A 24714-nucleotide genomic window follows, 5' to 3' on the forward strand; every position below is an offset into this window, starting at 1 on the left:
GGGCTCGGTGGTGTGGGCCATGGACGAACCGGCCAACCCTCCAGCCTCTGGTGACCTGTTGTGGCCAATCGCTGCGGAGTGTCACTGCCGGGTGGTACTCAGATCCCGTTCCCCTCTTCCTCTCAGCATTCGGAGGCTCAGGTTGTGTCCGTACTGCGATCGCAAGATCGGGAAGCGCAAGGACGGCTTGCGCAAGAAGCACTACATCAACGAGCGCTCAGGCTGGGGCTGGGGGTACCGGCTCAAGGAGTGCCGCGGTTCCTCACCTGATGGGACAGTTCCGTACCACCACACGAAGACCGTGGCCAACCAGCGGCGCAACGGCCGGATGAAATGTCTGGCCTGCGACCAGTGGGTGAAGATCACTCAGGCGTTCGTCCCGGTGAAGCACGCTGATCTGCGTGGCAAGGTGTGCGCTGGGTGGAGCGACAATCAGTAGCCCGTTCCTTTACGTCGTAGATTCGCCTTGCCTTGGAGGATGACAGTGGCCTCGTGCCGAACGCCGATACGGGGTCCGGTTCCGAAGGGTCCTCCCCAGGCTCGACCACGGCGAACCAGTTCTGCTGAACCCGGCCCCGACGATTCGTCAGGGGCCATCCTGGAGACACCACCCCCAGATGAAGGAGACCAGGTGGCCATCACCCAAGACCTCAACGGCGTCCTGCGCCTGGAGGACGCCCCCGAACAGCCTCATGTGGCGCTGTTGCACCACCTGATCTGCGAGTCGCACAACGCGGGCGAACGTGCGGTCATCGTTCACCATCTGCACGAGGACCTGCGGCGGATCTTCCCGGGCACGACCCGGGAGGAGATCGTTCGCGTCCTGCTGGCTCTTGATAAGGAGGGTCTGCTCAAGGTCGAAGAGGATGGAGAGCAGGAGTTCTTCCTGCACACCAGCACTCGCAGCTTCCGTTTGGAGTACGCCAGTACCGCCTACCGCCGGGCCATCTCCGACATCCATCTCGACATTGAGCGAAGTGACCTGAGCCGGTTGCTTGATCATGCCGACAGCGCGATGAGGTTCGTCAAGGCAGCTGGCAAGGAGCCCTCCCGGGCGGGCAAGATGCTCCGACGTCTGAGGGGCGAACAAGTGGACGACGAGTAGCCACCGTCTCCACTGGCTATCTCTACCCCTCGATGGAAGGAAGACCATGAGTGACTACGCCGCGCAGTACCAGGACGCTATGACCCTGGCTGACCGCATGTCGATCAACGCCGCCGACCAGGCCAGTGCTGGTCAACACGAGAGCGCGGCTGCCTTGGCCGCTGCGGCCCAGGCGCAAGCGACCCTGGCGCTCGCGGCCGCGACCGCGCTGGCCACAGAACGCTGACATACAACAAGCTCCTCCCCGCGCCGGTTCGGCGTGGGGAGGAGCTTGTTGTATGTCAGGTGGTCGGGAGCGGTCCGAACCGGGAGGCGTCGACTCGTTCACGGGCTCGGGGCGGGGCCCTGGGGCCGGGGCCCGGGCAGGGTTCGTGCTACCTGGTGTTGCCGGCCTTGCGGCGCAGGTACTCGGCGAGGTAGGCGACCTCGGGGGCGGAGTCGTCGTCCGCTCGGAGGACGGAGCTGTCGGTGAGCGTCTGGTCCAGGACGTGGCGGATGGCCTCGGGGCCGGTCCAGACGTGGTCGGGCCAGGCGACGTGGCACCAGGGGCACATCAGGTGCGCCACGTCGGGGCGGGTTTCGGGCCAGACCAGGGACAGGCCGGTGGTGGTCTCGCACTGGGGGCAGGTGGCGACGGTGTCGGTGTCGGTGTGGGACCAGGGGGTGGTGCTGGTGCGGACCTGGACGGCGCCGGGGGTGTAGCCGCGCCCGAAGCGGTCTAGGCCGTCGAGCCATCCCTCGGGGCCGCCGATCCCGAGGGGGAGCACCGGCTCCTCGACGCAGCCGTCGCGGGGCTCCTCGTCCTGGTCCTCCGGCCGTGTCGAAGTCGGCGCCGTCCGGGCCCGGACGGCGCCGAGCAGGGTGAGGAGGCGGTCGAACCAGCTGGGGGTCCAGGGCAGGCGCAGGCGGTCGCCGCGGCGGCGGGGGACCACGTGGATGTGCAGGTGGTCCACGGTCTGGGTGGCGTTTTCGCCCTTGGAGGTGATGATGTTCAGGTCCCCGCCGATCTCGGCCGCGTACGCGCTGGCGGCCGCCATGACCCGAGCCGTGGTCTCGGGGTGGACGGTGGCGTCCGCGACGTGGTCGACCGGTAGGAACAGGACGTGACCACGGTTGACGCCGCCGCTGCGGGGGCGGATCGCGAGGACGCCGTCCCAGCGGCCGATGACCTCGGCGTCCTGGTCGTCGTGGGCGATGTCGCAGAACGCGCACCCGTCCGCTCGGCGGAGCGCGGGCAGGGCCATGTCGCGGTGGTGCACGCTGGCGGTGAGGCCCTTGGCGCGCAGTCGGTCGAGGACTTCTTCGGCTACGGCGACGCTGCGGTGCTTGCCCCAGCGGCATTGGACGTGCAGGCGGACCGGGCCGCGGGTGTGGGGGAGCAGGGCCAGGACCTGGTCGACGGTGGCGCGGACGGTCTCCTCGGCTTCGGGGGTGGCCATCACGTGGGCGCGCAGGGCCGGGTCCAGGCCGGTGAGGCCGCGCAGGGCCGGGTCGGTGGTGGGGTTGTGGAGGCGGTGGGAGAGGTCGAGGACCAGGGCGTCGCCGGGCGGCGGGGCGCTGTGGCGGGTGCCTAGGGTGGTGACCTCGACTTGAGGCGGGTGGAAGGACATCGTCTGCTCCTCGTCTACTCGGCGTGGGTGAGGTGGTTGGTGTCCACGGCCTGCTGGCGCATCTTCAGGAGGAGGTCGACGCGCTCGTCGATCTCGGTCACGGTGAGGGCCTGGCCGGGGGTGGGGCGCCAGCCGAGCACGACGAAGGAATACGGGTCGGGCGCGGAGATGCTGTAGCCGTTGGCGGCCAAGCGGGTGGAGATCATTCCGGCCAGGAGGTCGCGGACCTGGAGGTGGCCGTGCAACACCTCGATGGTGGCCTTGTCGCTGGCGCGGCGCACGCTGGCGGTGATCTGGTCGATGTCGGTACCGGTCAGCGGCATGACCGGGGCGGGAGTCGGCTGGGGCTCGGGGCGGCGGGTGAACAGTCCCATGGGGTGGCTCCTCTACTGCTGGTGGGTGGTGGTGGCCTGCTCGCGCAGGGCGGTCAGGTGCGCGATGCGCTCGTCCAGGTCCTCGGCGGACAGGGACCGCACCACGGGGTGGTCGGCGTCGCGGCCGAGCACGGTGCAGAAGTACAGGTCGCTGGAGCGGGTGACGTAGCCGGTCGTGCGCAGCCTGCGCACGATCAGATCGCGAGCGCCTCGGGTGTTGGTCTCGATGGCCAGGTGATCGGCCACCCGCTCGACCTTGGCGTTCCTATAGACCTGCTGGACGATGGTGGTGACGTCGGTGATGTCGGCGCCGGTCAGGGTGAGCAGGTTCAGGGGCGAGGCCCACGGGTTGCGCAGCATGTCGGGTTCTCTCCTTGGGGTGGCGGGGCCGGACCGGTGTCCGGCCCCGCGTCGGCACGGACGTGAGGGTTAGAAGGGCTCGTCGAGCTCGAAACCGCGGTCTCGGGTCGGCTCCTCCTTCTTGCTCTCCGGCTCCGGGGACGTGGCCTCGGCCGCCTCCTGCTCCTCGGGCTCCTCGTCCCGGAGCAGATCCGCGCGGATGTGCCCCTCGGGGGTGTAGACCTCCTCGTAGGTGCGCTCACCCGTGTCGATGGACCGGTCCAGGTACATGACCTGGAGCTGGTCGTCCACGGACTCGGCGGCCGCGTCCGCGTACCCGTCGTCGGCGGAGTCGTCGCTGCCGGTACCCCAGAAACCGTCGTCGACCTCGTCGTCGCGCTCCAGGGCCTTCTCGTACCGGGCGTGCACCTCCACGGACGCGATGACGCCGTCGCCGTAGGCCTCCTCCCAGGTGAGGTCTCCGGTGGTGACGTCGGTGTGGATGGCCTCCCCGATCCGAGCTTGCCGCTGGACCTCCTGGTCGATCTCCACCCGGCGGGCCTTGACCAGGTCCTCGTCCACGGAGCGCAGCTCAGCCTGCTTCTCCTCCATGACCGGGGCGGCCTGCTTCTCGGCGCGCTCGGCGCGCTTGATGTCCTCCCGGCACTCAGCGGCCAGGCGCTCGTGGAGGCGGCTCTTGCGCGTGGGGATGGTGCCGAACAGGCGGGCCGCCTCGGCGCGCTCTTCGTGCTGGGCGGCAGCGGTGCGGGCTCCTCCGGCCCGGTCCTCAGCTGAGCGGTGCGCGGCTGTGGCTCGGTCGGCCTCCGCACGGGCGTCCCGCAGACGCTTCTCCAGCTCTTCGATGGTGCTCATTCATGCCTCCTTGATCGCTTTAAAACAATGCTAGCAATAGAACATTGCTAGCACCACTGGAGTGTGGGTGTTCCGTAACCCTTTGGGTGCTTTGGGCGATAAAAACTTGGGCTTACCGGTCCGGGCGGGGTTCTGACGCCAACGGCACCCCCACGCATCGCCAGGGCGTCATGACCCCCTGGTACTACCGGTGCTCAGCCAGCGTGCCCTGGCGCCTGCTGGCTGATGACGGTGGCTGGGACGATTCCTGCGACCACGTCGTCGGCGTCTGCGGCCGCACGGACGGCCGGCATCACCTCGGCTCCGAACGCGAGCTGGATGTGTCCCACGTAGAGGAGCAGCCAGCCGGTGGCCTCGATGGCGCGGGTGTAGGCGGGCCAGGCCGCGAGGGTCCCGTCGTAGGCCAGGTGGCTGGGGGAGCGCAGCACGAGCCGTCCCGGCGTCAGTTCAGCGTTCCAGGTGCTTCCGGCGCCCGGTCCGGGGACGTAGGCGCCTGGTGGCACGGGCTGGAGTCCCTGGGTGCGGAGCTGGTCCAGGGCCGTGGTGCGCAGCAGCCGGAGCCCGTCCTCGCCCAGGGCCTGGAGGTGCTCGTTGTCCGCACCCAGGTCCAGGGCGAGGACCGGCACATCCGCATCCGGTCCGGGGACGGACAGGAGTCCTGGCTGGGCGGTGGGGGTGCTCGGCATGGGTCTACGGTAGCTGGGCGGTCGCCGTGAGCAGCCCGTGTTCGCTGACTTCGCAGGTACTCAGCGTCCATCCCTTGAGGAGCGGGTCCAGGCCCTCGGCGGTGCGAGCGAGGTAGGTGTCCTCGGCAGCCCGACCGTCGCGGATCGCGGCGAGGTAGACGTCGGCGGCCAGGGCGGCCTCGTCCCCGCTGGGGTGGGTGAGGGCCAGGCGGCTCCCTGCGGGCAGGGCGGTGGCCAGGGTCAGGGCCAGCGTCTCGACGTCGGCGTCGACCAGGTGGTGCAGCGTCAGGTCGCACACCACCCCCACGGGCCGGTCCGGGTCCAGAGCGGCCTGGACGGCGGGGTCCGCGACCAAGTGGAGCGGGTCGGTGAGGTCGCCGTCGAGGACGGTGACGCCCCGGGCGGCGTGGTGATGGGCGCGGGTGGTGACCACACAGGACAGGTCCCGGTCCAGGTAGAGCACGCTGGCGGACGGGCTGATGGCCTGGGCGGTGAGGTGGACCGGGCGCGCGGAGGGGTGGGGGAGTCCGCAGCCGAGCACGACCAACTGCTCGACGCCGTCACCGACCAACTCCTCGACGGCCTGGTCGACGAACGTGGTGCTCTCCTGGGCCAGGTCGATGTGGGTGGTGTTGGCGGCGACCATCTGCTCGGCCAGGGATCGGTCGGCCCTGAAGTGGTCCTTCCCCTTGCTGAGGTAGTTGTAGACGCGGGCGCTGGAGACCTGTGGGATGTGGACGGGCCAGACGGCGCTGTTGGTCATCGGGCTTCACCGTCCAGGGTGCGGGTGATCTCGGTGAGCACCAGGGTGGGGTCGGTGGCCGGGGCCTGGAGTGGGGTCCGGGTGGTCTCCCAGTGCCAGCGCAGGTGGTCGCCGGTCGCGGCCAGGTACACGCGTACGGTGTGGACGCCGTGAGTCAGCAGGATGGTGGGGTAGGTGGCGCCGTCACGGACGGTGGGTGCGTACCCGCAGGTGCGGGCCGTGGCCAGGAGGGTGTGCACGAGGTGAGAGGAGACCGCTGACCAACTCGACAAGGCAGGGGAGGTCATGACACTCCCCCACAAGTTCCCTTAAAGCACACAGTGGAGCACAGAGAGTGATGTCGCTGGGGCTCCGACAAGGCGCCCCAGCAGGGCGATGAGGTGTCCATGCCACGAAGCTACGGACGCCGCAGCAGCGAATTGTTCCATCGTTTGGAACATTGCTGGACAGTTGTCTTTTCGCAGGTCACAGGACACGCATGCGACTCGCCAACCGCCGGAGCGGCTCCGGAAGCGAACGTTGAGCGTCCACCAGGTGCTGAGTAACGAGCCGGGCCTGCGGGTGGTACATGGTCAACTGCGGAGCGATGGTCTCCGCACGTTCCAACCGTTGCAGTGCGATGCGCGGCTTGCCGATCTCGATTAGGGCGCGGGCCATGTCGATGTGGTGGTGAGCGTGTCGTTCGGGGATGAGGGTGGCGGCCACCTCTCCGACGACGTGGGCATCGCGGCGCAGGGCGGCGTCGTAGTCGCGGACCTCGACCGCCACAGCCGCGCGGTGCACAGCCACGTTGCCGCGTGTGAACGTGGTGGCGTGGGTGTCTCGCGAATGGCTGAGCCGCTCGGCGCGCTCGTCCATCTCCTCAGCCTGGGCGAGGTAGCCCTCGGCTGCGGTGCTGTCTCCGGCGCGTGCGGCCAGGACAGCGCTGCGCAGGTAGATGGCTCCGAGGATCTCGCTGCTGTCGGTTCGGCCCTGGTCGACGCGCTGGGCGGCGTGCGTGAGTGCTGCCAGAGCGGGACGCCACTGGGCGCGGGCCATCATCACCAGCGTGCGGCGCTGGGTGACCATGACGGCCAAGTGCGGGTCCTGCGCAGCCGTTGCGGAGAAGCGGGCGCGCTCGGCGGCCAGTTCGGCCAAGTCCTCGAACCCGAGTTTGCGAGTGAGGCGGATGGTGGCGACCTGGGCTTGGTGCAAGGCGCGCCAGGCCCGTTCGCTCCCGGCTTCCAGGGCGTGCACCGTGGTTTCCTCGACCAAGGCCGGCAACAGCGCGCCGAGTCGGGTGTGTCGGGTCTGCTGCAACAGGGTGTGGACCCTGCCCAGCTCAGCCTCCAGCTCCTCTAGAGGGCGTGGCGCGGTGAGCTCGGGAGGGACGTCGACGTAGGCCAATGCCTCGCGTAGGGCCCCGACGACCGTGGTGATCCCGTCGTCGGTGAGTTTGTCGCGGTAGGGCTGACCGTAAAGGTCTGAGACCTGGATGCCCAGAGCGGCCGCGACGCTGGAGACGAACGCGGGGGTGGCCAACTTGTGGCCGCGCTCGACCTGGGCGAGGTGGCTGCGGCTGTAGCCGTAGCCGCCTCGCAGCTGGGTGCGATCCGCCAGTTCCTGCTGTGTCAAACTCGCGCGCTTCCGTAGGCGGGCAATCCGGCGGTTCACGCTCTCCGGGTCTTGGTCCATGGCCATGGCGGTGCTCCCAACGTCGGGGTCCAGGGTAGGACGCGCTCGGCTGCTGCACGAGCAGGTTACCCATCGGTGGTCGGCGGCGTACTCCTACGGAAAGCCTCGACGGTGCACTCTGGTGCCAATAAGCTGGCGCGGTGACATCTGACCGGGAGAAGATCGCCTCTCGTCTGCCAGAGCACCTACGACGAGACCTGAAGGTCGCGGCAGCAGCGCAGCATCAGGACATTCAGGACGTGGTCACTGAAGCGCTCACACGTTGGCGTCACGCGGCTCCTCAGCCGGCGGTGGCAACTGCCGGGGCCGCGTCCTTCGGCACCTGGGTGCCGGCGCACGTGTGGGCGGAGTTCGGGGACGAGTGCCAGAGGCGTGGCATCTCCATCATCCAAGGCCTGGCCCAGGCGGTCCGCCTGTGGCTTCACCAGCATTCGACACGACAGGAGTTCCACGTGCAGCACATACCCCAACGCAAGATCATCGCGAACCAGAAGGGTGGAGTTGGCAAAACAGCTCTGTCGGCCGGCCTGGCCCAAGCCTACGCCGAAGGCACCGAGTACGAAGGATTCGGGCTGCGGGTGCTCATGATCGACTTCGACCCGCAGGGCCACCTCACTGCCCAAGCCGGTTTCGAGCCCCTGCCCATGAACGGCGACACTCTGGTCAAGCACATGACCAAGAAGCCGGAGGGGCTGATCGCGGACCTGGTCGTCCAGGTGGAGGGCGAGCGTTTTGGGAACCGGCTCCACCTTCTCCCTGCTGCAGCGGATGGCTTCATGCTGGATGTAGGGCTCGTGTCGGATCCCACGATCCGTGTCCGTGAGGCCACGCTGCAGCAGGCCTTGGAACCGATCGAGGCCGATTACGACGTGATCATCATCGACTGCCCTCCCAGCCTGGGGCTGGCGATGGACACCGCGCTCTACTACGGACGACACCGGCCTGGGGAAGCGACAGGTGCTTCCGGCGTACTCATCCCTGTGGAGGCGGAGGACTCCAGCGCGGACGCCTTCGCCCTACTGACCGGCCAGATCGAGTCCCTGCGCCAGGACATGAGGCTCACCATCGAGTATCTGGGACTGGTCGTGAACAAGTACGACAGCAGGAGGGGATTCATCGCGACGTCGTCGCTGAAGCAGTGGCAGGCGATGGAAGACCCGAGTGTGATCGGTGTCCTGCAAGACCGCAAGGAGCAGAGGGAGGCGGTTCGCGCGAAGGAAGGGCTCCTCGCTTACGCTCCACAGTCTGTCCAGGCTGACGTGATGCGCGAGATCGCTAGGAACCTGACGTGAGCCGGAACAGGAAGATCGAAGAGTCCTCCAGCTTCGGCAAGGCGGCCAGCGCTCGACGCCAGGTCATCTCACGGACGGCTGGCGGGTTTCCCGCAGACCTAACCAGCGTCTCCATCGAGGACCTGGTCGGCAACCCCGAGAACCGGCGTGATCTCGGGGACCTCCAGGAGCTGGCAGACAGCTTGACTCAACATGGACTGCGGCAACCAGTCGGTGTGATCCCCAGCGACGATTTCAGCTCTGTGTTCCCTCAGCACAAGGCCACGGTCCAGGATGCCGTCTTCGTGGTCATCAATGGGAACCGCCGCCTGGCGGCCGCACGGATGGCGGGGGTACCGACGCTGGCCGTGCACGTGATCGAACTGGCGGACAGCAGCGCCGTACGCATCGCCGTTCTGGTGGAAAACATCCACCGGAAGGACATGGACCCGCTCGAAGAGGCAGAAGCGGTCCGTGAACTCGTGAGCGTCTACGGGTCGAACGCTGAGGTAGGGCGGCAGCTGAACAAGTCCAAGGTGTGGGTGGGTCAGCGGTTGGCGCTGCTCGGCCTGACTCCCGTCTTGAAAGACGCCCTACGGCAAGGTTCCCTGCGCATCAAGGACGGACGCCGATTGGGTCCTCTCGCTCCTGAGGACCAGCAGGCGGAGTGGGAGAAAATCGTAAACCCGGTTTACCCCTCCCCTTCGGGAGACGACGAACGGAACTCCGAAGGTGGCGTAAACCCGGTTTACCCCTCGCCGTCTGAAGACGAAGCTCCAGGGCCTTCGACTGAGGAGGAGAAGACACCTGGAGTCGGGCCGAAGAAGCTGATTCGAGACGCTGATGAAAGCGACCCCCTCCAACCAGCTGAGCCGGTTCAGCTGACGCTGGAGCTGCAGTGGGAGGCCACCATGGCGGCCAAAAAAATCGTGGCGGCGTACGGCATGGCGCGAGCGCAAGAGCTGGCCGCCGCGATCCTCGACGTGCCATGAGGTGATGTTTCTCTGGAGGTCCGCCTCGGCGGTTCCCATACTGACGGCCCCGACCAGGTTGGTCGGGGCCGTCACGTTCACCTACCGGCAGCCCCCGGGCTTCTCGTGGTATTCACGGTCCATCGGGTCCGCCTTGTTGTACTTCAAGTTGCAGCGGGAGCAGGTGACGCTCATAACCGTGTACCAGCAGATGGTGAGGGCGCGGATCGCGCGGGCGCCACCGGGGGTGTAGCGGGGCGGGTCTGCGAAGAGGTCCGTGGGGGTGTTGACCACGGGGCGGATGGTGTCAGACATACTGGTGGTGCCTTCCTGTTGGTTGGCGGCCCCGGAGGCGCTTCTTGGTCGTTGTGGCTTCGGGGCCTTTGTGCTGTCTGGGGCGGTGTGGGCCTAGGCCCACACCTGGAGGTTGACGAGGTCGCCCAGGGGGGCGAGCATCTCGGCCTCGGCCGTGTCCGGCGCGGGGATCGACTGCTGGTCGAGTCGAGTGATCTGGACGATCTCGTAGGAGCGCTCGCTGGTGACGGCCTGGTGAGCAGACGACATGGTTCCTCCGTTGGCGCTGGTCAAGCGGTGTCTCCCTGGTGGGTTCGCACATTGACACCATGCATCAACATTGCTAGCATTGTCAACATGCTAGCACTTTAACTTTGCTATCAGCTAGGCCAAAGTTGATTTCGTAGCAGACTTGCTCGTGTACGCACTCACCAACCAGAGAGGCGAGCAGGTGTCCCACGAGTCCGAGACGGAGGGGCGGCATGACATGCCGACGGCCCAGGCCACCGAAAGCGGGACCGACATCGTGCAGATCAGCACCCGGGCGTCCCGCGCGCTCCGGCAGCGGATGAAAATCGCGGCTGCACATGCGGACGTGAGCGTCCAGCAGGCTCAGATCGACGCGTTCGAGGAGTACCTCAACAAGAGGGGCCTCTAGCCACCAGCTCCCGATCGACGCCCCTTCCGCCAAGAACAAGCGTCGACCGGGAAACGGAATCACTCAAGGAGATCCGCAGTGTCTATGGTACGCAGCACCCCACCCGACCAGGCGCCCATGCCTGAAACCGCAGGGACCGTCCGCGACGGGGACAGACAACCTCGTCGGTTCACGCTGGTGTCGTGGAACCCGTTCCGGACCAAGCGCCGGGCCAGGACGTTGAAGTCCTCCGAGGAGGACCAGCAGTCCCAGAAGGCGACCGATCGCGGCTACAACGTCGCCATCACCCTGGCGTTCGCCGGAATCATCGCGGTCACCGCGATCACGGTCTACGTTTCCTACGAGGCCCAGCTCATCTACACCGCGATGATCAAGGGCGAGGACTACCAGGGCCCGGAGGCCGACCCGTCCTTCGCGGTACGCCTCGGTGCCGCTGCCTGGGACGTAGCAGCAGCGTCGTTCGCTGTTCTCGCGCTCGCCACCGCCATGCGTGGCGACAGCCCTGTGCGCGCGCGGATCGCGAACTTGGGCTGCGCGGTAGCGTCCCTGCTGATGAACGGCGCCCGGATCGACTTGCCGTTGGAGCCTGGCCTCCTGGTCGTGGCCGGTCACATCCTGGTCTGGATGGGCCCGTCGCTGATGTACATCGTCGGCACCGACATCATCGTCTGGGAGATCCAGCGCCGTGCCCTCCAGCGGCGCGGCAAGACCACGGAGACGCCCTCCATGTGGTCCCTCATCGCCCTGCTCGCCCAGGTCGTCCTCGGCGTCTTGCTCTGGTTCGTCAGGCTGATCTTCGCACCGAAGGAGACCTCCACCCTGTTCCGCAGGTGGTTCCTGGCTGAGGTCGCCTACGCGCCGGGGCGCACCGTGGAGAGTGACAAGGCACGCAAGGCCTTGGAGCAGGCATCGCAGGCTCAGGGGTTCGCTGAAGAGGTTGAGCGCAAGTCGGCTGCCGCGATCGCGGAGGCGAAGGCCGACTTTGCCCGACGGGCGAACGAGGCAGAGGAGAGCGCTGCTGCTGAGGTCACCCGGGTCACGGCTGCGGAGAAGGAGCGTGCGGAGGAGAGGATCCGCGCGGAGCGGGAGCGGGCCTCGGCCGCGATCACGGCTGAGCGGGAACGGGCCAACACCGCGATCGCTGAGCAGACCTCCCATGTGAAGAAGCTGGAGCAGGGTCACCTGAGCGAACGGGCGCAGCTCGAGGCCAAACGCGACCAGGCGCTCACGACCCTGCGGACCGAGTACGACCGGCAGGTCGCTGAACTGGAGTCCACCGTCACCTCCCAGCAGCAGGATCAGGAGCGGCTGCGCACGGAGCTGTCTCGGGTCCGGGCGGAGGCGACGCAGGGCGTCGAGTACGGGCGTGAGCTGAAGGCCACGAGGCAGCAGCTGGTCCAGGAGCAGCAGAACCGGACGCGGGTGGAGCAGCGGGCCGCGGTGATGGCTCAGGACCAACAGGAGCTGTTCGCCCGGTTGAGCGGACGCGCTCAGGTCGAATACCTCTACACCCGTCTGGAGCGCCTGGGGGACCCGCGTCACGGGGACGAGACCAGGGTCGCTGAGGTCGCTCAGGAGTTCATCGACCGCCACGGGGTCGCGCTCACCCCGGCGAAGGTCGTCCACTACATCAAGATCATCATGTCCGAATCCGGTCTCGCTGATTCCAGTGTGACCCGTGGGTCCGGTGACAGTATGGGAGGTGCCCTGTGAGCAGGGTCATCTCCCAGACCCCCGCAGCCCCCGGAGTGCCGACCATGATCATCGCGGACTCGGGCGAGGTGCCCGAAATCCAGCCCACCATGCCCGGGGACGTCCTGTCCTGGCCCTACGTCGTCGCCGCGGTCGTGGTCGTGGGGGTCGTGTTCGCCGTGGCCGCTCTGGTGCGGCGGCGGCTCCCGGGCACGCGCCGCAAGCCGGTCCTCACGCTGAGCTGGCGTGCCAAGCTCCGTATCCACCCCGGCCCCGGGTGGGTCGGTGGGTGGGCGCGGTGGCGGGCGCTCGGTCTGCCCGCTGCCCGAAAGGTGGCTGTGGCCGCTCGCCCGTCCCTGTCGTGGTGGGACCGCCACACCCCGTTCGGGTGGCGTGAGTACGCTACCCACATCGGCACCACCTGGGGGTGGGTGATCCGCCGCCGGGTGGTAGCCACCTCCGAAGACCTCGTACTCACCTTCGCGGGGCCCAGGCGAGGTAAGTCCGCGGCCTCGGCGGCCCGGATCATCGACGCGCCGGGCAAGGTGCTGGCCACCTCCATCCGCGATGACGCGGTGAAGCACACCATCGGCCCCCGCTCGATGAAGGGCTCCGTCTTCGTCATGAATCCCGAGGGGGTCGGTTCCTACGGCTCGAACTTGCGCTACAACCCGGTGAGCGGGTGCGGGGACGCCCAAACGGCGATCCGCAAGGCGGGGTACATGGTGCAGGGGCAGAGCGCCTCGGGACTGAGTGACGCTGACTTCTGGTCCGACCAGGCCAGCGTCGCTTTGGGTGGGCTTTTGCACGCCGCCGCTCTGGCGGGCTACTCCATGGACGATGTCTACGCCTGGGCACTGGGTACTGACGACACCCCCGTGCGGGTGCTGCGGCAGGCGAAGAACGCGAACCCGGCGCAGCGCGACGACGTGGCGAACTTCCTGGAGGCCATGCCGGAGCGGACGCGGGGGTCGGTGGCCACGACGCTGCGCCGGACGCTGCAGTTCATGCGTGATCCCGCGATCGCCGCGATGCTCTCGCCCCGCACCGACTCCACGGATGAGATCGGTGCACCTGCGTGGTTCGACGTCCAAAACTTCGTCACCGGTGGGGGCCAGGACACCCTGTACCTGATCTCGGCGGGCGAGGACGGGGTGACCGCTCCGCTGTTCGCGGCGGTGATCGCGGAGATCGCCTACACCGTCCGCCACGGGTCCGCTCAGATGCCCGGCGGACGACTGGACCCGCCGCTGGATATGGAGTTGGACGAGATCGCCAACGTCGCCCCGGTGCCGGTGCACCGGTGGGCGTCGTGGATGGGCGGGTGCGGCGTACGCATCCGGGTCTACGCCCAGTCGTGGTCGCAGCTGCGTGACCGGTTCGGGCAGCTGGCGGACAGCCTGTGGGCGTGCGCGTCCATGGTCGTCGTCTACGGCGGCACGAAGGAGGTCGAGCTGCTGGATCGGGTGCGGCGCCTGGCTGGGACCGTGCAGGTGCGCGGTAGGGATCAGGTGCACAACGCCACGAACTGGTCGGGGGCGCGGGTCAAGGAGAAGACTCCGAGCTACGAGACCATGGACGTCATCTCGGCCTCCGAGCTGCGTCTACCGCGGCACTGGGCTGTGGTGCTGTCCTCGGACGTGGCTCCGGCGCTGGTGTCCACACCCAAGGCCTGGAAGCGCCGGGACGTGCGCCGGTGGCGAGGTAGGACTCCGGACTGTGTCGTGGCCCCGCGCGAGCGCGCCATCCCGGTGGTCGACCTCGGTCTGCGTGAGCGGGTGGAACAGCGCCAGGAGCAGGTGCAGGAGCAGGTCCAGCCGTTGCGCGTGGTGGCCACCGGCACCGACGGTGCGGTGGACCCGGTGGACGAGCAGATGACCCCCACCGAGCGGGCTGTGCGTGACTACGTCCGGCGCACCGCCGCGACCGGTTCCACTGACCCCCAGCCGCAGGCCGCGCCCAAGTCCCGTGGTCGTGGTCGTGGCCGTGGTGGTCAGACGGGGCCCACACCGGTGCCTCGTTCGGAGCCGGCGCCGCAGCACTCCGGGGCCGAGCACCTCCACCCGGCTCCGTGGGACCTGCCACGGTCGGAACCGGTCAACCCCACCGACGATGACCTGAGGGGCGCGCGTATGCCCTGGGAGGAGGAGTAGCACCAATGGACTCAGAGGAGATGCGTCGTCTCCTCGGCGGGGCCGCCTCGACCACCGGTCAGGGCGGCCCCGCCGGGGGTCAGGGAGCAGACGAGGAGGGTGCGCTCACCGCTGTGCTCCAGGCGCTGTCGGTGCTCTCCACCGACCTCGGCGCGGTCCAGACCCGGATGCGCGCCCTCGATGCGGACGTGCGGCAGGCCACCGGCCTCCAGGCGCAGCTCGCCAAGCTGGAGGAGACGGTCACCGACCTGCACCAGGCGGTGCAGGAGCTGTCCGGCAAGACGGAGCCGCCACCTCCTCCGCCGCAGCCCTGGGACTGGGCGGGGATGGACTGGGAGAGCGAGCTCACCGCGGTGGCGACCCTGGCTCTGTGGGTCGACACGCGGCTGTCCCGCTGGTGGCCCCGCGCCACGGCGGAGGCGCTGCCCGGGTGCTGGATGAAGCACCCCGAGATGCTCAGGGCTTTGAGTCTGCTGTTCGTCTCCTACCAACAGGCCTACGAACATCCCCAGCGGCGTGTCCACCACGAGGTCGATTTCCGGCGGACGCTGGACGACACGCTCGGCGACATCACCACCGCGGTGCGGAAGTACCACTGCGCTGACGCCACGAAGCACATCACCTCGACTCGGACGAGGTTGGATCGGGCTCTGGCCAAACAACATGTACGGGGTGTCGCGGCTGCGGCCGCGTTCGACGCCGATCAGGCGGGGGACACCGACCGTGTCTCCCAGATCATGGAGACCTACGGGGTGCGGGTGGAGGACATGCGGGCGCAGGCCATCACGGCCTGGCCCGAGCTGGCCACGGTCGCCTCCGACGTCACGGCGAGGGCGGCGGACCGGCAGCGTGCTGCCCAGGCCGCGGCTCACCTCCTGGACGCCTACCAGGTCATTGACACCACGGACCTACGCCACGGCCCGGACCTGGAGGCGGTCCTCGTACTGCTGCACGAGGTGGGCGATCCCCGGTTCGCGGTCCTGCGGGGACGCTACGGCCCCCTGGCCCAGAAGTACGCGACGATCTACCAGAATCTGTCGTCCCTACGGCCGCTCACCGACCGGGGGCGGGCGCTGATGGACCGGCACCACATCACGGAGCAGGACATCGAGGTCGTGTACTCCATGACCATCGGCTGACCGCGTTCGCGACGAAGGGGTGCCCCCAGCAAGCTGGGGGCACCCCTTCGTGTTTCTCCTACTGGGGCAGGCGCAGGGGTGGTTCGTCGGTGCGGCAGGTGAGCCAGAGGCAGGTGTGCTCCACACCCGTGAGTAGATCCCTGGGGTGGGCCAGCGGGGTGTCGGCCCTGCCCGACAGGGTCTCCTCGGCCAGGTCTGCCTCCAGGTCCAGGTCCGAGCACAGCGGCAGCACGGTGCGGGGGGAACGTCCGCTGAGCGGCCCGTGGCGCTCGCGCCCCTGGGCGTAGGCCACGGCCCTACGCACCCCTTCGACGAACGCCGACCCGTCCTCCTCCACGATGACGGCCTCGGCCAAGCGTTGGACCAGGACGTGGTCCCGGATCGCGGGCTGAGCGCACACGAACTCGTGCTCGGAGGGGGAAAGCACGTGAGACGCCCCACCCGGGGTGTTGAGCATCCGCACCAGGGCCAGGCCCTGCTCTGTGGTCAGGGGCGGTTCCATGGGCGGCATCGGGGCCGCCAGCAGCTCGGAGACCGGCGTCAGCCACGCCGGCCGTGGAGGCTTCGGGTGCGTCATGGCGTCACCCTACAAAGACCGTCCCCCGATCTCCGGGCCGCGGTGATGGTGCGGACCACGGTGGTGGTGCGGAACTCCACGGTCAGGCGTGGGCGGCGGCCGCCGCAGCTTCTCTCGGCGCTGGGCCAGCTCGGCCTCCTCACGGTCGCTGAGGTGGTCACGGTAGCGCTCCTCACGTTGACGTTCCTCGACCGTGGGCTCCTGCCCCCGGTCCCGACCGGCCTCCTCGGCACGCTCGGCCTGGCGTGCCTGGCGGCGCACCAAACCAGCCACGAAGGATTTCGCGGCGCTGGCCTGCTCCAGGGCGCGACGCAGCATCCGATCCCCGGCGGTCACCGGAGCCTCGTAGGTCAGCCCCAGGTCCAGCTCCTCCTGGACGTGCTCCTCACGACGCACCGGCTCCGGCTCCGCCTCCGCCTCGGGGCGCTCGGTGAGCCCCCCTCGCCGGACCGGCCCCGCCTCACCCAGACCGAACAGGGCCTCCTGGCCCTCGATCTGGTCGCGGGGGTCGATGGACTGCTCCTCCGCACGCTCCTGTTCCTGGCGCTGCTGCTCCTCCTGCGCACTGAGCCGGTGCAGGGGCGGCAGGTCCAGACCGGCGTGGCGCCGGTGCAGCTCCGCGTCGGCCAGCATCGCCTCGTGGCGCATGGTCTCGGTCGCCGCGACCCACGCCTCGCGCTGGTCCTGCACACGCTGGAGCTGGTCCCGACGTCGCCCGGCGGCCATCGACAGGGTCTGAGCCCCACCCGCCCGAGCCAGCAGAGAATCGCGCACCGCCTCGTCAGCCTCGACGGCGGCCTGGGCCTGAAGCCGGATCGCCTCGCGGTCACGGTCATCGCGCTCGGTCGTCGCCGCACGCAGGTCATCACCCATGTGCGGAGGCGCCCACTGCGCGGCACGGGCGTAGGCGGCACGGGCCACCCACAGCGCCCCATCCCGAGCCGAACTGATGGCCTGTTCGGTGGCGTCCTCACCCAGGGCGCGTGAGGCCGCCATCCAGGACATGCGCTGTTCGGGGGAGTGGCGGTCCGGCGCGGGACCGAGCACGACCTGCTCGTCACGGGTGTTGCCGTACTGCTCCCGGTAGGCCTCCACACGTCCGGCCCGCTGAATCCACTGGGTGCGCGCCATAATCTCCTCCGGCACCTCGCCGAGCCGGTCCAGGAGGTACCGGGGCGGGGCGGCCGCCGCGCGCTCCCCGAGCGCGGTGGTGCGCTGATCCATCTGCTCGGCGACCTCGCGCACGAACCCGGCGTGCTTCCCCAGGTTCGGGGTGGCCTGAGACCAGGAGGAGAGCACCGTGTCCCCGGTCCCGACCAGCCGCTCCACGCGCGCGCTCAGGGCCTGGCCGATGCTGCGCACCCCCTCCCAGGACTCCTCGGTCGCGCGGGCGATGACCTCGCGCAGGTCGTGACCGGCCATGACCGCCTGGCGCACCGCGGTGAGCACCGAACCGCGCGCAGAGTCATTGTCCAGTCTGGAATTGACGTCCTCGGGCAGGACCTCCTGGAGCTGCCGGGTAGTTTCGTCGGCCACGTTGTCCTTGACCAGGGACTGCCACATGGCACCCAGGTGCGCCAGGTTCGTCACCCGATCGAGTTCGGTGCGCATGGTCTCGGTCGCCGTCAGGTCCGCCTGGTCGGTCTCCAGGATCTGCGCGAGCACGCCGATGGCGTCCCGGTCCGTTTCGGTCGTGACCGTGTCCGGGGTGGACACCACCGTGTCCGGAGCGGATTCCCGACCCGGCTCCGGCGCCGAGCCGGTCTCACCCGACAGGGGAACGGCGTCCTGTTCGACGACCGGGATGTCCAGGGCGGTCTGTTCGACGTCCAGCGTGGACGGCGTGGTGTCCGAAGCGGACGAGGTGTCCTCGGGGCGAAGGTCAGCCGACTCGGTGTCGGTGACCACCCAGGCCCAGTTCCCCCACCGACCGCGGCTCATTTCGACGTACAGGGCCTGTCGGCTCATCCCCTCCTCGACAAGCGCGTGGGCGGTGTCGACGGTGCGGCCCTGCCCGGCATGCGCGGTTCCGGCGTAGGCCAGCTCGATGTCGGAAGCGACGTAGTCGGCGTCCAGCTCCACCAGCGGTCCGGGACGACCGTCCTCGTCCAGGAGACGGGCCTGCATCCGCCCGTACCTGACGGCGGTCACGCGCAGCCGGTCCCGGTTGGTCAGCGACCGCCGCCTACCCTCAACGACGATGGGGACGCCGCGGTCGTTACGGCGGGCGGTGACCAGGTCACCCACACCCGCGGAGTTACCGCCCCGCACCCGCGTGGTCACCCTGTCATCCACCAGCCCGTAGCTGACCAGGGCCTCGCGGACACGACCGGCGAGTTCGGCGGCGCGGGTGTTGGTGCTGGTCAGCAGCAGGGACTGGCGCCCGATCAGGTGGTCGGCGACGTAGGCGTCAACCGCGCCCTGCTCCATCTCCTCCCGGGTACCACCCCGCAGGCGCCCGTGCTGGTCGTAGACACCCAGGACGTCCTCGGACCCGGCCCGCAGCCGCACGCTGGCGGCCTTCTCCCAGTCGGCCTTGAACCGGAACACACGGGAGAGCTGGTGGCTTCCGCGTTCGGCGACCAGCTGACGCATGAGGCCGCCCGCACCCGGAGCGGCCAACTGCTCGCTGTCGCCGGTGAGCAGGATTTTCGCGCCGACCCGGTCGGCCGCGGCCTGGATACGGGTCATGTGGTCGGTGGTGACCATGGAGGACTCGTCAAGCACGACCAGCTGACCGGGCGCCAGACGGGCACCGTCACGGAGCCACCGGGCGATGTTGTGCGCGTCGTCCAGGCCCTCGTCCTTGAGGACCTGGGCGGCGGACTGCGCCGTGGTCAGACCGACGACGCGGCCGCCGGTCAGCTCCCGCCACAGCTCCGCCAGACGGGACACGGTGTAGCTCTTGCCGGTGCCCGCGTACCCTTCCAGGACGTCCACGCGACGGCCGCTGGTGAGGACCCCGTAGACCGCGGCGACCTGATCCTCACCCAACCCAAACGCGAATTCACGCGCTGAAGCTTCGTGTTCCGGAGTGGAAACCGGCCCATCCGCCACGGACGAACCGGTGTCCGGACCGGACACGGCGGTGGGGGCCTCGTGTCCAGAGTGGATCTGACGCTCCACCGTCTCGTCCGGACCGGACTTCGTCCGGTCCGCCTCGGACTCCGCGCTCGGGGGGGTGTACCCGAGCCGGGCGGCCGCGATCTCAGCGGGCACGCAGGCGGCGTCCAGCTGACCGGCCGACCGCAAGAACTGCTGCTCCGTGTCCAGCATCTCCGGCGTCGAGAACCGCTCGTAGGACGGGTCGCGGAACACGCTCTGACCGTCGTGGGTGAGGTCGTGCGGGAGGGCGACCACGTCAGGAACGGTGTAGCGCAGCACCCGGCCCTTCTGGGGACTCAGGGCTTCCTCGGTCATCTCGTGCAACAGCGCCCGCACCTGCGAGGTTTCCAAACCGCCAAAGGACGCGGGCAGGTGACGGGAGATGTGCCTGGTCAGCTCATACCTGGAGAAGGTGGACTTCTCCTTCTGGCAGTCGGCCAGGGCCATCTGGATCGTGCGGTCCATGTCCAGGTCCGCGAGGCTGGCGGATGCCCGCTCACGCTCGGCCTCATCGACCTGGAACAGCGCCCGGCCCGGGATGCTGGCTAGCGAGTCGATCTCCGCCCGGGTGGTGCGTTCCTCCCACGCAGCCAACTCCTCGTCCGCAGACGGGACCTTGTCCAACTTGGTCTTGGAGGCCTTGGTCGCCTTCGTGGCCTGCTGCGCCAGGATGTGGATGGTGCGGGCGTTCGGCGTCCGGCCGTGCTTGAGCTCGTAGGCCGCCACGAGCTCGGCCAGGTGCCCCCGGACCTCGACGCGGCGCGTGCTGAACTCGGTGATCTGCTCGGCAGAGACGCCCTCGACCTGGAAGTTCTGGCCGTCCGCGCTCGGGGTCCACCGCAGCCCCAGGGTTCGGGTGAGGCGTTCCATGAGGGTGCGCTCAGCGATCGCGCTCGCGGCCGCGCGGGCCCGGTAGACGGCCTGCCCGTCCAGGCTCCGCCACTTCCCGTCCGCGCACAGCTGGCGGTTGAGGACGGCCTGGTGGATGTGGAGCTGCGGGTCGCCATTCCTGGACGTGTGCTGGAGAAAACTCGCCACGACCCAGTCGCCGGCGGGCGCCCACCGGCCGGTGCCCACACCGGCGATCTTCTTGCCGTGGTAGCCCACCCGTGTCGAGGACGCCACCTGGCGGACCTCGTCCACGGCGACCCCAGCGGCCTCCTTCAGGGCGCTGAGGATCTCGTCGGCGGCCGCGCGCGCTGCGCGGGCCTGGTCGACGTTCTCGGCCTCCTCGGCACGGCGGGCGAGCGCGAGCAGTCCGGCGTGCGTCAATGTCAGAGATTTGTGCGCGCTGAAGGTCATGTCCATGAACTGGAGCGCCCGCCGTGACTCCTTCTTCGCCTGAATGTGGAGCTCTTCTTTGCGCTCGTCTGTGGCCTCGGGCTCGGCCGCGATCTTCTTCGCGTAGATGGTCTCAACCGAGGAATACTGGGCCGGTTTGTACCCAAGACGCTTCTTCTCAGCGTCGGGGATCTCGTCATCGAAGACCGCCGCATCCCGGATGTCATAGAAAGCGTCGTACAGCTTCTCCATGACGAGGGAGTCGACCTCGGAACCCTCAGCCAGACCCAGCGCCTGCGCGCCCTTCCCGGACCAATACCCGGGCGGTTCTCCGTGTTCGCGAATCGCGGACAAATAGTAGTTCTCGGCGTTCTTTCCGACGCTGTCGGTGAGGTATGCGGAGTCGTAGCCCTTGCCGTACGTCAAGATCGCGGCCACGCCCCCACCCCCTCACAGTCGAACAGCTGTTCGAAGCTAGGCAACACCCAGCGTCACCGAGACTACCATGATCATTAGAGAATGCACGGGCGTGTGGATCAGTTGGGTAGTCGCTTGAAGTAACAGGAGGTGAGACCAAGGAAGGAAGCGAGGAGCGGAAGGAGGAGACAGATCGATCACTGGACAGGGAAGGGAAGAGGCACGGGAAGATCAGGGCAGAGGAAGAAGGTGTACGGACCTACTGTCCCGCGCTAGACTGACGCGCCCGACCTCAGAACACCCCCCGCGCCCCCGTTCCGCCCCCGGCGGAACGGGGGCGCTTGTATTTTTCGGACTGTTACCCAGACGCCTTTTGCTTCCGCGTGCTCCGGCGGGTGGTGGGGGCGACGTGGAACGTCGCCCCCACCACCCGCCGGACTGTTTCCCAAACCCCATGTACCAGCGTCTCCTGCTCGTCTACCGTGGACTCGGAACCTCCCCTCACAGCTGGAAAGGCCACCTCTGTGACCACCGCTGAAACCCGCACTCTGTCCCCTTCTCGCGCAGGAGCCGGAGCGGCCGCCAAGGCCGCCGAAATCGCCCGAGCCGAACGACCCCGAATTCTCCTCACCGCCCTTCTCGGCGGGGCCGCCGGGGCCCTCGTCGGGCTCCTGATCGGCCACCTCCTCCTCGCCCTAGTCCTCACGCTCACGGCCGCCACGGCGGCCGGACTGTGGCAGCGCGGACGCGGGGCGGCGGCACGCTGGCGGATGGGAGCAGCCGGGGAACGGCGCACCGGCCGAGCCCTGAACCGGCTCCAGCGGCGCGGGTGGGTCATGCTCCACGACCGGGCGATGAACAGAACCTTCGCCAACGTCGACCACCTCGCCATCGCCCCGGACGGCACCGTGTGGAACATCGACAGCAAGGTGCGGCGGGGTGCCCTCCGCTACGACGCACGCCGCAACTACTTGAGGATCGGCAAGACCTCCGGCTACCAGCTCGTCTCCAGCACGCTGTACGAGAGCGATCTCATCGCCAAGCAACTGCGGGTCCTGGTCGGCCCGGTGCAGGTGCGCTCGGTCCTGGCGGTGCACCGGGCGCGGTTCCCGGCCTGGAGGCGGATCGAGATCAAGGGCGTGCGGATCATGAGCGCGAGGAAGGTGCCGGGGTGGCTGGCCTCCCAGGCCGGGGCGGCCTCCTCAGACCAGAGCAGGATCGCCGCGGCGGCGGAGGAGCTGTTCCCGCCCTACGTCCAACGCTGACCGCACTCACGCGGAAGAGGGGGCGAGCCTGCGGGCTCGCCCCCTTCGTGTTCGCCGGATCTCCCCGTGCGGCACCTGGTGGGCTGCCACAGTGGGGTTCCATGGACGATCAGCCGATCCCCCGGCCCCGGCGGATGGGGGCCAGACCTCGACGACCGCAGGGCCTGGGCCGAACCGCCCCGGCCGGGGTCGGCGATGGTGCTGCGCCGGGGTTGGCTCGGCTGCTCGGCGGTGATCCGCTCATCGCTCTGACCACAACGGAGGCCTCCCTCGTGCTGGATCTCCTCGGCCAGGTCGACGCGCTCGCCGCCGTGACCGGCCGCCAGGTCGACCCGGACGCGGCCGCTCTGGCCGCGAAACTGCGCTCCCACCTCGACGACCGGTCCGCCTGAGGCGGCATGGCCATCCGGGCCGCCTGACCGACACGGACGGGCCCGATTCCAGGACGGACACGCCCGCGTCCACTGCGGACGCTCCGCTGTCCGTGGTGGATGCGGCCTCATCCACCACGGACATCGGAGCGTTCAGAACAGGGTGCCGACCGGTGGGGCGGGTCGGCCGGCGGCGTCGGCCGCCGCGATGGCGGCCTCCACATCCCGCTCCTCGGCCAGGGCGGCGAGGATGGCGTCGCGGATCGCGACCGCGCGGCCACGGGCGCCGCGCATGTCCGACAGCGGCCACTGGTTCTTCCGGCGGCGGTAGTCGGCGTCGTTCTCCGCGCGGGTGATGACCTCCATGTGCGCGGGCTGCTGGCAGGACGGTTCATCGCAGCGGTGGCCGATGACGACGTCGCCCAGCTCGTCGGCGAGCACGCCGTGGGCGATCTGGTAGCCCAGCAGATGGCCGGTGACTACGCGGCGCGAGTCGTCCGTGCGGGAGCCGAGCCGGAACTTCGCGTGTCCCGTCGAACTGATCGTGGACAGCCAGTAAGCGCAGGCGGTCTCGCCACGCCAGTAGATGCCGGCGCGGTAGCGGGCCACCAGTGCAGCATCGTCCACCCACTGCTGCCACTGGGCGGCGGGGACGGCACCACGGCGGCCACGTGTGGCCGCTCCCGGCTCGGGGGCCGGAAGCGGGTCGCCGAACAGGTCGAACTCGACCTCCTCGTTGCTCACGTGGCCAGGGTCCAGATCGTGGCCACGGCCAACAGGACACCGGCGGCGGCCAGGCAGGCCCCGGCGAGGCGCTGCGCGGTGTGCTTGCGCGAGGCGATCGTCGCCTTGGCCACGGCGCGCTCGGCGTGCCAGTGGGCCGAGTCGGTGGTGGCCAGCTCGTCGACGACCTGGGCGGGGGTGAGGGTGGCGTAGTGCGGCACGCCTCCGGTGCCGCCGCGGCGGGGCCACATGGCGGTGGTGAGCACGACTAGGACTGCGGCCAGCAAGGCGGAGGCCGCGCCCATCGCGACCAGGGCGGCGGTGGGGTAGGAGCCGTCGCCGGTGGTCAGCCCTGCCCCGGCGACCAGGATCGTCAGCAGCACGCCCGCCAGGGTGGACAACGTGGTGTTGGTGGTGTCGGTCCTGCTCAAGTCGACGGCCGCGTCGGCGGCTGCGGCCTCGACCAGGCTCGACCCGGTGTTGCTCTCCGGCGGCGTTCCGGGGACCACGTCCGGCGCAGAAGCCGCCGTGGGAGCGGCGGTCTCCTCGATCTCGGCCGCGTCGGTGGGCGGTGTGCTCTCGGTGTCGGCCTGGTCGACGTCGTCGGTGTGGGGGGTGCTCATGTCTACTCCTGCTCCTGGTCGGTGTGGGCGGCGGCCGTCTCGTCCCGAGCCCGGTCGCGCTCGGCCTCAGCCGTGGCCTGAGCGCGTTCGGCAGTGGCCTGGGCGGCCAGGGCCTGGTCACGTTCGTGCTCGGCGGTTCGACGGGCCTCCACCGCGTCGTCCGCGCGCGTGGTGGCCCGATCGCGCTCGGCCTCAGCCGCCTCGGCGCGGGCAGCCACGGCCGCAGCGTCAGCGCGAGCAGAGGCCGCATCCGCCTGGGCGGCGTCCAGGCGCTCTTCGAGGCGCTCGATGCGGTGTTCGGCGCGGGTCGCGCGCGCGGCTTCGCGGTTGCATTCGGCCTGGAGGCGTTCAGCGCGCTCGGCCTGGGCCGCGCGGGCGGCCTCAGCGGCGGCGGCCTGCTGTTCGACCATGGCCAGGGCCTCGCGCAACCGGGTCAGCTCCTCGGCCTGGTGGCTCACCTTCTCCTGGGCCTGGTCCCGGGCAGTCTCGGCCGCCTCGGTGGCGGTGTGGGCGGCGGCCGTCTCGTCCCGAGCCCGGTCGCGCTCGGCCTCAGCCGTGGCCTGAGCGCGTTCGGCAGTGGCCTGGGCGGCCAGGGCCTGGTCACGTTCGTGCTCGGCGGTTCGACGGGCCTCCACCGCGTCGTCCGCGCGCGTGGTGGCCCGATCGCGCTCGGCCTCAGCCGCCTCGGCGCGGGCAGCCACGGCCGCAGCGTCAGCGCGAGCAGAGGCCGCATCCGCCTGGGCGGCGTCC

The 24714-nt window shown here is 69.2% G+C and carries 26 protein-coding genes; 11 read left to right on the plus strand and 15 right to left on the minus strand.

Going from position 1 to position 24714, the window contains the following annotated elements:
* Positions 1–187 precede the first annotated feature (187 nt).
* The 3 genes from ACFYL4_RS26560 to ACFYL4_RS26570 all read left to right on the plus strand — a co-directional run bounded on the left by ACFYL4_RS26560 (position 188) and on the right by ACFYL4_RS26570 (position 1331).
* On the plus strand, positions 188–439 hold the full coding sequence (locus ACFYL4_RS26560) for a hypothetical protein (RefSeq protein ID WP_387522004.1): 252 nt from the start codon (positions 188–190) through the stop codon (positions 437–439).
* A gap of 192 nt (positions 440–631) precedes the next feature.
* Positions 632–1105, plus strand: coding sequence for a hypothetical protein (locus ACFYL4_RS26565; RefSeq protein ID WP_387522006.1), 474 nt, complete (start codon positions 632–634; stop codon positions 1103–1105).
* A gap of 46 nt (positions 1106–1151) precedes the next feature.
* Positions 1152–1331, plus strand: coding sequence for a hypothetical protein (locus ACFYL4_RS26570; protein WP_387522008.1), 180 nt, complete (start codon positions 1152–1154; stop codon positions 1329–1331).
* A gap of 148 nt (positions 1332–1479) precedes the next feature.
* Here ACFYL4_RS26570 and ACFYL4_RS26575 read toward each other — a convergent pair whose 3' ends face one another.
* The 8 genes from ACFYL4_RS26575 to ACFYL4_RS26610 all read right to left on the minus strand — a co-directional run bounded on the left by ACFYL4_RS26575 (position 1480) and on the right by ACFYL4_RS26610 (position 7430).
* On the minus strand, positions 1480–2715 hold the full coding sequence (locus ACFYL4_RS26575; RefSeq protein ID WP_387522009.1) for an HIT domain-containing protein: 1236 nt from the start codon (positions 2713–2715) through the stop codon (positions 1480–1482).
* A 14-nt stretch (positions 2716–2729) separates the two neighbouring features.
* Complete coding sequence (locus ACFYL4_RS26580; protein WP_387522011.1) at positions 2730–3089, minus strand: hypothetical protein; 360 nt, start codon at positions 3087–3089, stop codon at positions 2730–2732.
* 12 nt (positions 3090–3101) lie between these two features.
* Complete coding sequence (locus ACFYL4_RS26585) at positions 3102–3449, minus strand: hypothetical protein (protein ID WP_387522013.1); 348 nt, start codon at positions 3447–3449, stop codon at positions 3102–3104.
* A gap of 69 nt (positions 3450–3518) precedes the next feature.
* Positions 3519–4301, minus strand: coding sequence for a hypothetical protein (locus tag ACFYL4_RS26590; RefSeq protein ID WP_387522015.1), 783 nt, complete (start codon positions 4299–4301; stop codon positions 3519–3521).
* Positions 4302–4495: 194 nt separating this feature from the next.
* Positions 4496–4987 carry a hypothetical protein gene (locus ACFYL4_RS26595; RefSeq protein WP_387522017.1) on the minus strand — a complete coding sequence of 164 codons (492 nt, stop codon included), beginning with the start codon at positions 4985–4987 and terminating at the stop codon, positions 4496–4498.
* A 4-nt stretch (positions 4988–4991) separates the two neighbouring features.
* Positions 4992–5750, minus strand: coding sequence for an SAM-dependent methyltransferase (locus ACFYL4_RS26600; RefSeq protein WP_387522019.1), 759 nt, complete (start codon positions 5748–5750; stop codon positions 4992–4994).
* Positions 5747–6037 carry a hypothetical protein gene (locus tag ACFYL4_RS26605; protein ID WP_387522021.1) on the minus strand — a complete coding sequence of 97 codons (291 nt, stop codon included), beginning with the start codon at positions 6035–6037 and terminating at the stop codon, positions 5747–5749. The genes ACFYL4_RS26600 and ACFYL4_RS26605 overlap by 4 nt, the downstream gene beginning before the upstream one ends.
* Before the next feature lie 178 nt (positions 6038–6215).
* Positions 6216–7430 (minus strand): helix-turn-helix domain-containing protein, encoded by a 1215-nt coding sequence (locus ACFYL4_RS26610; protein WP_387522023.1) that lies wholly within the window; start codon positions 7428–7430, stop codon positions 6216–6218.
* Between the two features lie 134 nt (positions 7431–7564).
* Between ACFYL4_RS26610 and ACFYL4_RS26615 the strand changes: the two genes are divergently transcribed.
* Positions 7565–8716, plus strand: coding sequence for a ParA family protein (locus ACFYL4_RS26615; RefSeq protein WP_387522024.1), 1152 nt, complete (start codon positions 7565–7567; stop codon positions 8714–8716).
* Positions 8713–9687, plus strand: coding sequence for a ParB/RepB/Spo0J family partition protein (locus tag ACFYL4_RS26620; protein WP_387522026.1), 975 nt, complete (start codon positions 8713–8715; stop codon positions 9685–9687). The genes ACFYL4_RS26615 and ACFYL4_RS26620 overlap by 4 nt, the downstream gene beginning before the upstream one ends.
* An 81-nt stretch (positions 9688–9768) precedes the next feature.
* Here the strand turns inward: ACFYL4_RS26620 and ACFYL4_RS26625 are convergent, their stop codons facing one another.
* Complete coding sequence (locus ACFYL4_RS26625; RefSeq protein ID WP_387522028.1) at positions 9769–9981, minus strand: hypothetical protein; 213 nt, start codon at positions 9979–9981, stop codon at positions 9769–9771.
* 93 nt (positions 9982–10074) lie between these two features.
* Positions 10075–10230: a hypothetical protein gene (locus ACFYL4_RS26630; RefSeq protein ID WP_387522030.1), complete on the minus strand. Its 156-nt coding sequence runs from the start codon at positions 10228–10230 to the stop codon at positions 10075–10077.
* A 142-nt stretch (positions 10231–10372) separates the two neighbouring features.
* On the opposite strand from ACFYL4_RS26630, the gene ACFYL4_RS26635 reads away from it, so the two are divergent.
* The 4 genes from ACFYL4_RS26635 (at position 10373) to ACFYL4_RS26650 (ending at position 15602) form a co-directional block, all read left to right on the plus strand.
* A complete protein-coding gene (locus ACFYL4_RS26635) occupies positions 10373–10618 on the plus strand; it encodes a hypothetical protein (RefSeq protein ID WP_387522031.1) in 246 nt (81 codons plus the stop codon).
* Between the two features lie 177 nt (positions 10619–10795).
* The gene (locus tag ACFYL4_RS26640; protein WP_387522033.1) at positions 10796–12331 is read left to right on the plus strand and encodes a hypothetical protein; all 1536 of its coding nucleotides are present in this window, start codon (positions 10796–10798) and stop codon (positions 12329–12331) included.
* A complete protein-coding gene (locus ACFYL4_RS26645) occupies positions 12328–14463 on the plus strand; it encodes a type IV secretory system conjugative DNA transfer family protein (protein ID WP_387522035.1) in 2136 nt (711 codons plus the stop codon). The genes ACFYL4_RS26640 and ACFYL4_RS26645 overlap by 4 nt, the downstream gene beginning before the upstream one ends.
* A gap of 5 nt (positions 14464–14468) precedes the next feature.
* Positions 14469–15602 (plus strand): hypothetical protein, encoded by a 1134-nt coding sequence (locus tag ACFYL4_RS26650; RefSeq protein WP_387522037.1) that lies wholly within the window; start codon positions 14469–14471, stop codon positions 15600–15602.
* A gap of 58 nt (positions 15603–15660) precedes the next feature.
* On the opposite strand, the gene ACFYL4_RS26655 is transcribed toward ACFYL4_RS26650, so the two are convergent.
* Together ACFYL4_RS26655 and mobF are read right to left on the minus strand one after the other, a co-directional pair.
* The gene (locus ACFYL4_RS26655) at positions 15661–16179 is read right to left on the minus strand and encodes a hypothetical protein (RefSeq protein WP_387522038.1); all 519 of its coding nucleotides are present in this window, start codon (positions 16177–16179) and stop codon (positions 15661–15663) included.
* A 9-nt stretch (positions 16180–16188) separates the two neighbouring features.
* Positions 16189–21003, minus strand: coding sequence for a MobF family relaxase (gene mobF / locus ACFYL4_RS26660; protein ID WP_387522040.1), 4815 nt, complete (start codon positions 21001–21003; stop codon positions 16189–16191).
* A gap of 503 nt (positions 21004–21506) precedes the next feature.
* Here mobF and ACFYL4_RS26665 point away from each other — a divergent pair.
* Together ACFYL4_RS26665 and ACFYL4_RS26670 are read left to right on the plus strand one after the other, a co-directional pair.
* A complete protein-coding gene (locus ACFYL4_RS26665) occupies positions 21507–22247 on the plus strand; it encodes a nuclease-related domain-containing protein (RefSeq protein WP_387522042.1) in 741 nt (246 codons plus the stop codon).
* Positions 22248–22348: 101 nt separating this feature from the next.
* Positions 22349–22639: a hypothetical protein gene (locus tag ACFYL4_RS26670; RefSeq protein WP_387522044.1), complete on the plus strand. Its 291-nt coding sequence runs from the start codon at positions 22349–22351 to the stop codon at positions 22637–22639.
* A 132-nt stretch (positions 22640–22771) separates the two neighbouring features.
* Here the strand turns inward: ACFYL4_RS26670 and ACFYL4_RS26675 are convergent, their stop codons facing one another.
* From ACFYL4_RS26675 to ACFYL4_RS26685, 3 genes are all read right to left on the minus strand, one after another.
* Positions 22772–23362, minus strand: coding sequence for a hypothetical protein (locus ACFYL4_RS26675; RefSeq protein WP_387522045.1), 591 nt, complete (start codon positions 23360–23362; stop codon positions 22772–22774).
* Positions 23359–23964 carry a hypothetical protein gene (locus tag ACFYL4_RS26680; RefSeq protein ID WP_387522047.1) on the minus strand — a complete coding sequence of 202 codons (606 nt, stop codon included), beginning with the start codon at positions 23962–23964 and terminating at the stop codon, positions 23359–23361. The genes ACFYL4_RS26675 and ACFYL4_RS26680 overlap by 4 nt, the downstream gene beginning before the upstream one ends.
* A 2-nt stretch (positions 23965–23966) precedes the next feature.
* Positions 23967–24714: hypothetical protein (locus ACFYL4_RS26685; protein WP_387522049.1), on the minus strand; the 748-nt coding region annotated here is incomplete at its 5' end.

This window comes from Nocardiopsis sp. NPDC006938 (assembly GCF_042869555.1).
In the GTDB taxonomy this organism is placed as follows: Bacteria; Actinomycetota; Actinomycetes; order Streptosporangiales; family Streptosporangiaceae; genus Nocardiopsis.

Coding starts and splice junctions, on each gene's coding strand:
- ACFYL4_RS26570 (WP_387522008.1), top strand. CDS start 1,152: ATGAGTGACTACGCCGCGCAGTACCAGGACGCTATGACCCTGGCTGAC.
- ACFYL4_RS26575 (WP_387522009.1), bottom strand. CDS start 2,715: ATGTCCTTCCACCCGCCTCAAGTCGAGGTCACCACCCTAGGCACCCGC.
- ACFYL4_RS26580 (WP_387522011.1), bottom strand. CDS start 3,089: ATGGGACTGTTCACCCGCCGCCCCGAGCCCCAGCCGACTCCCGCCCCG.
- ACFYL4_RS26585 (WP_387522013.1), bottom strand. CDS start 3,449: ATGCTGCGCAACCCGTGGGCCTCGCCCCTGAACCTGCTCACCCTGACC.
- ACFYL4_RS26590 (WP_387522015.1), bottom strand. CDS start 4,301: ATGAGCACCATCGAAGAGCTGGAGAAGCGTCTGCGGGACGCCCGTGCG.
- ACFYL4_RS26595 (WP_387522017.1), bottom strand. CDS start 4,987: ATGCCGAGCACCCCCACCGCCCAGCCAGGACTCCTGTCCGTCCCCGGA.
- ACFYL4_RS26600 (WP_387522019.1), bottom strand. CDS start 5,750: ATGACCAACAGCGCCGTCTGGCCCGTCCACATCCCACAGGTCTCCAGC.
- ACFYL4_RS26605 (WP_387522021.1), bottom strand. CDS start 6,037: ATGACCTCCCCTGCCTTGTCGAGTTGGTCAGCGGTCTCCTCTCACCTC.
- ACFYL4_RS26610 (WP_387522023.1), bottom strand. CDS start 7,430: ATGGCCATGGACCAAGACCCGGAGAGCGTGAACCGCCGGATTGCCCGC.
- ACFYL4_RS26625 (WP_387522028.1), bottom strand. CDS start 9,981: ATGTCTGACACCATCCGCCCCGTGGTCAACACCCCCACGGACCTCTTC.
- ACFYL4_RS26630 (WP_387522030.1), bottom strand. CDS start 10,230: ATGTCGTCTGCTCACCAGGCCGTCACCAGCGAGCGCTCCTACGAGATC.
- ACFYL4_RS26650 (WP_387522037.1), top strand. CDS start 14,469: ATGGACTCAGAGGAGATGCGTCGTCTCCTCGGCGGGGCCGCCTCGACC.
- ACFYL4_RS26655 (WP_387522038.1), bottom strand. CDS start 16,179: ATGACGCACCCGAAGCCTCCACGGCCGGCGTGGCTGACGCCGGTCTCC.
- ACFYL4_RS26670 (WP_387522044.1), top strand. CDS start 22,349: ATGGACGATCAGCCGATCCCCCGGCCCCGGCGGATGGGGGCCAGACCT.
- ACFYL4_RS26680 (WP_387522047.1), bottom strand. CDS start 23,964: ATGAGCACCCCCCACACCGACGACGTCGACCAGGCCGACACCGAGAGC.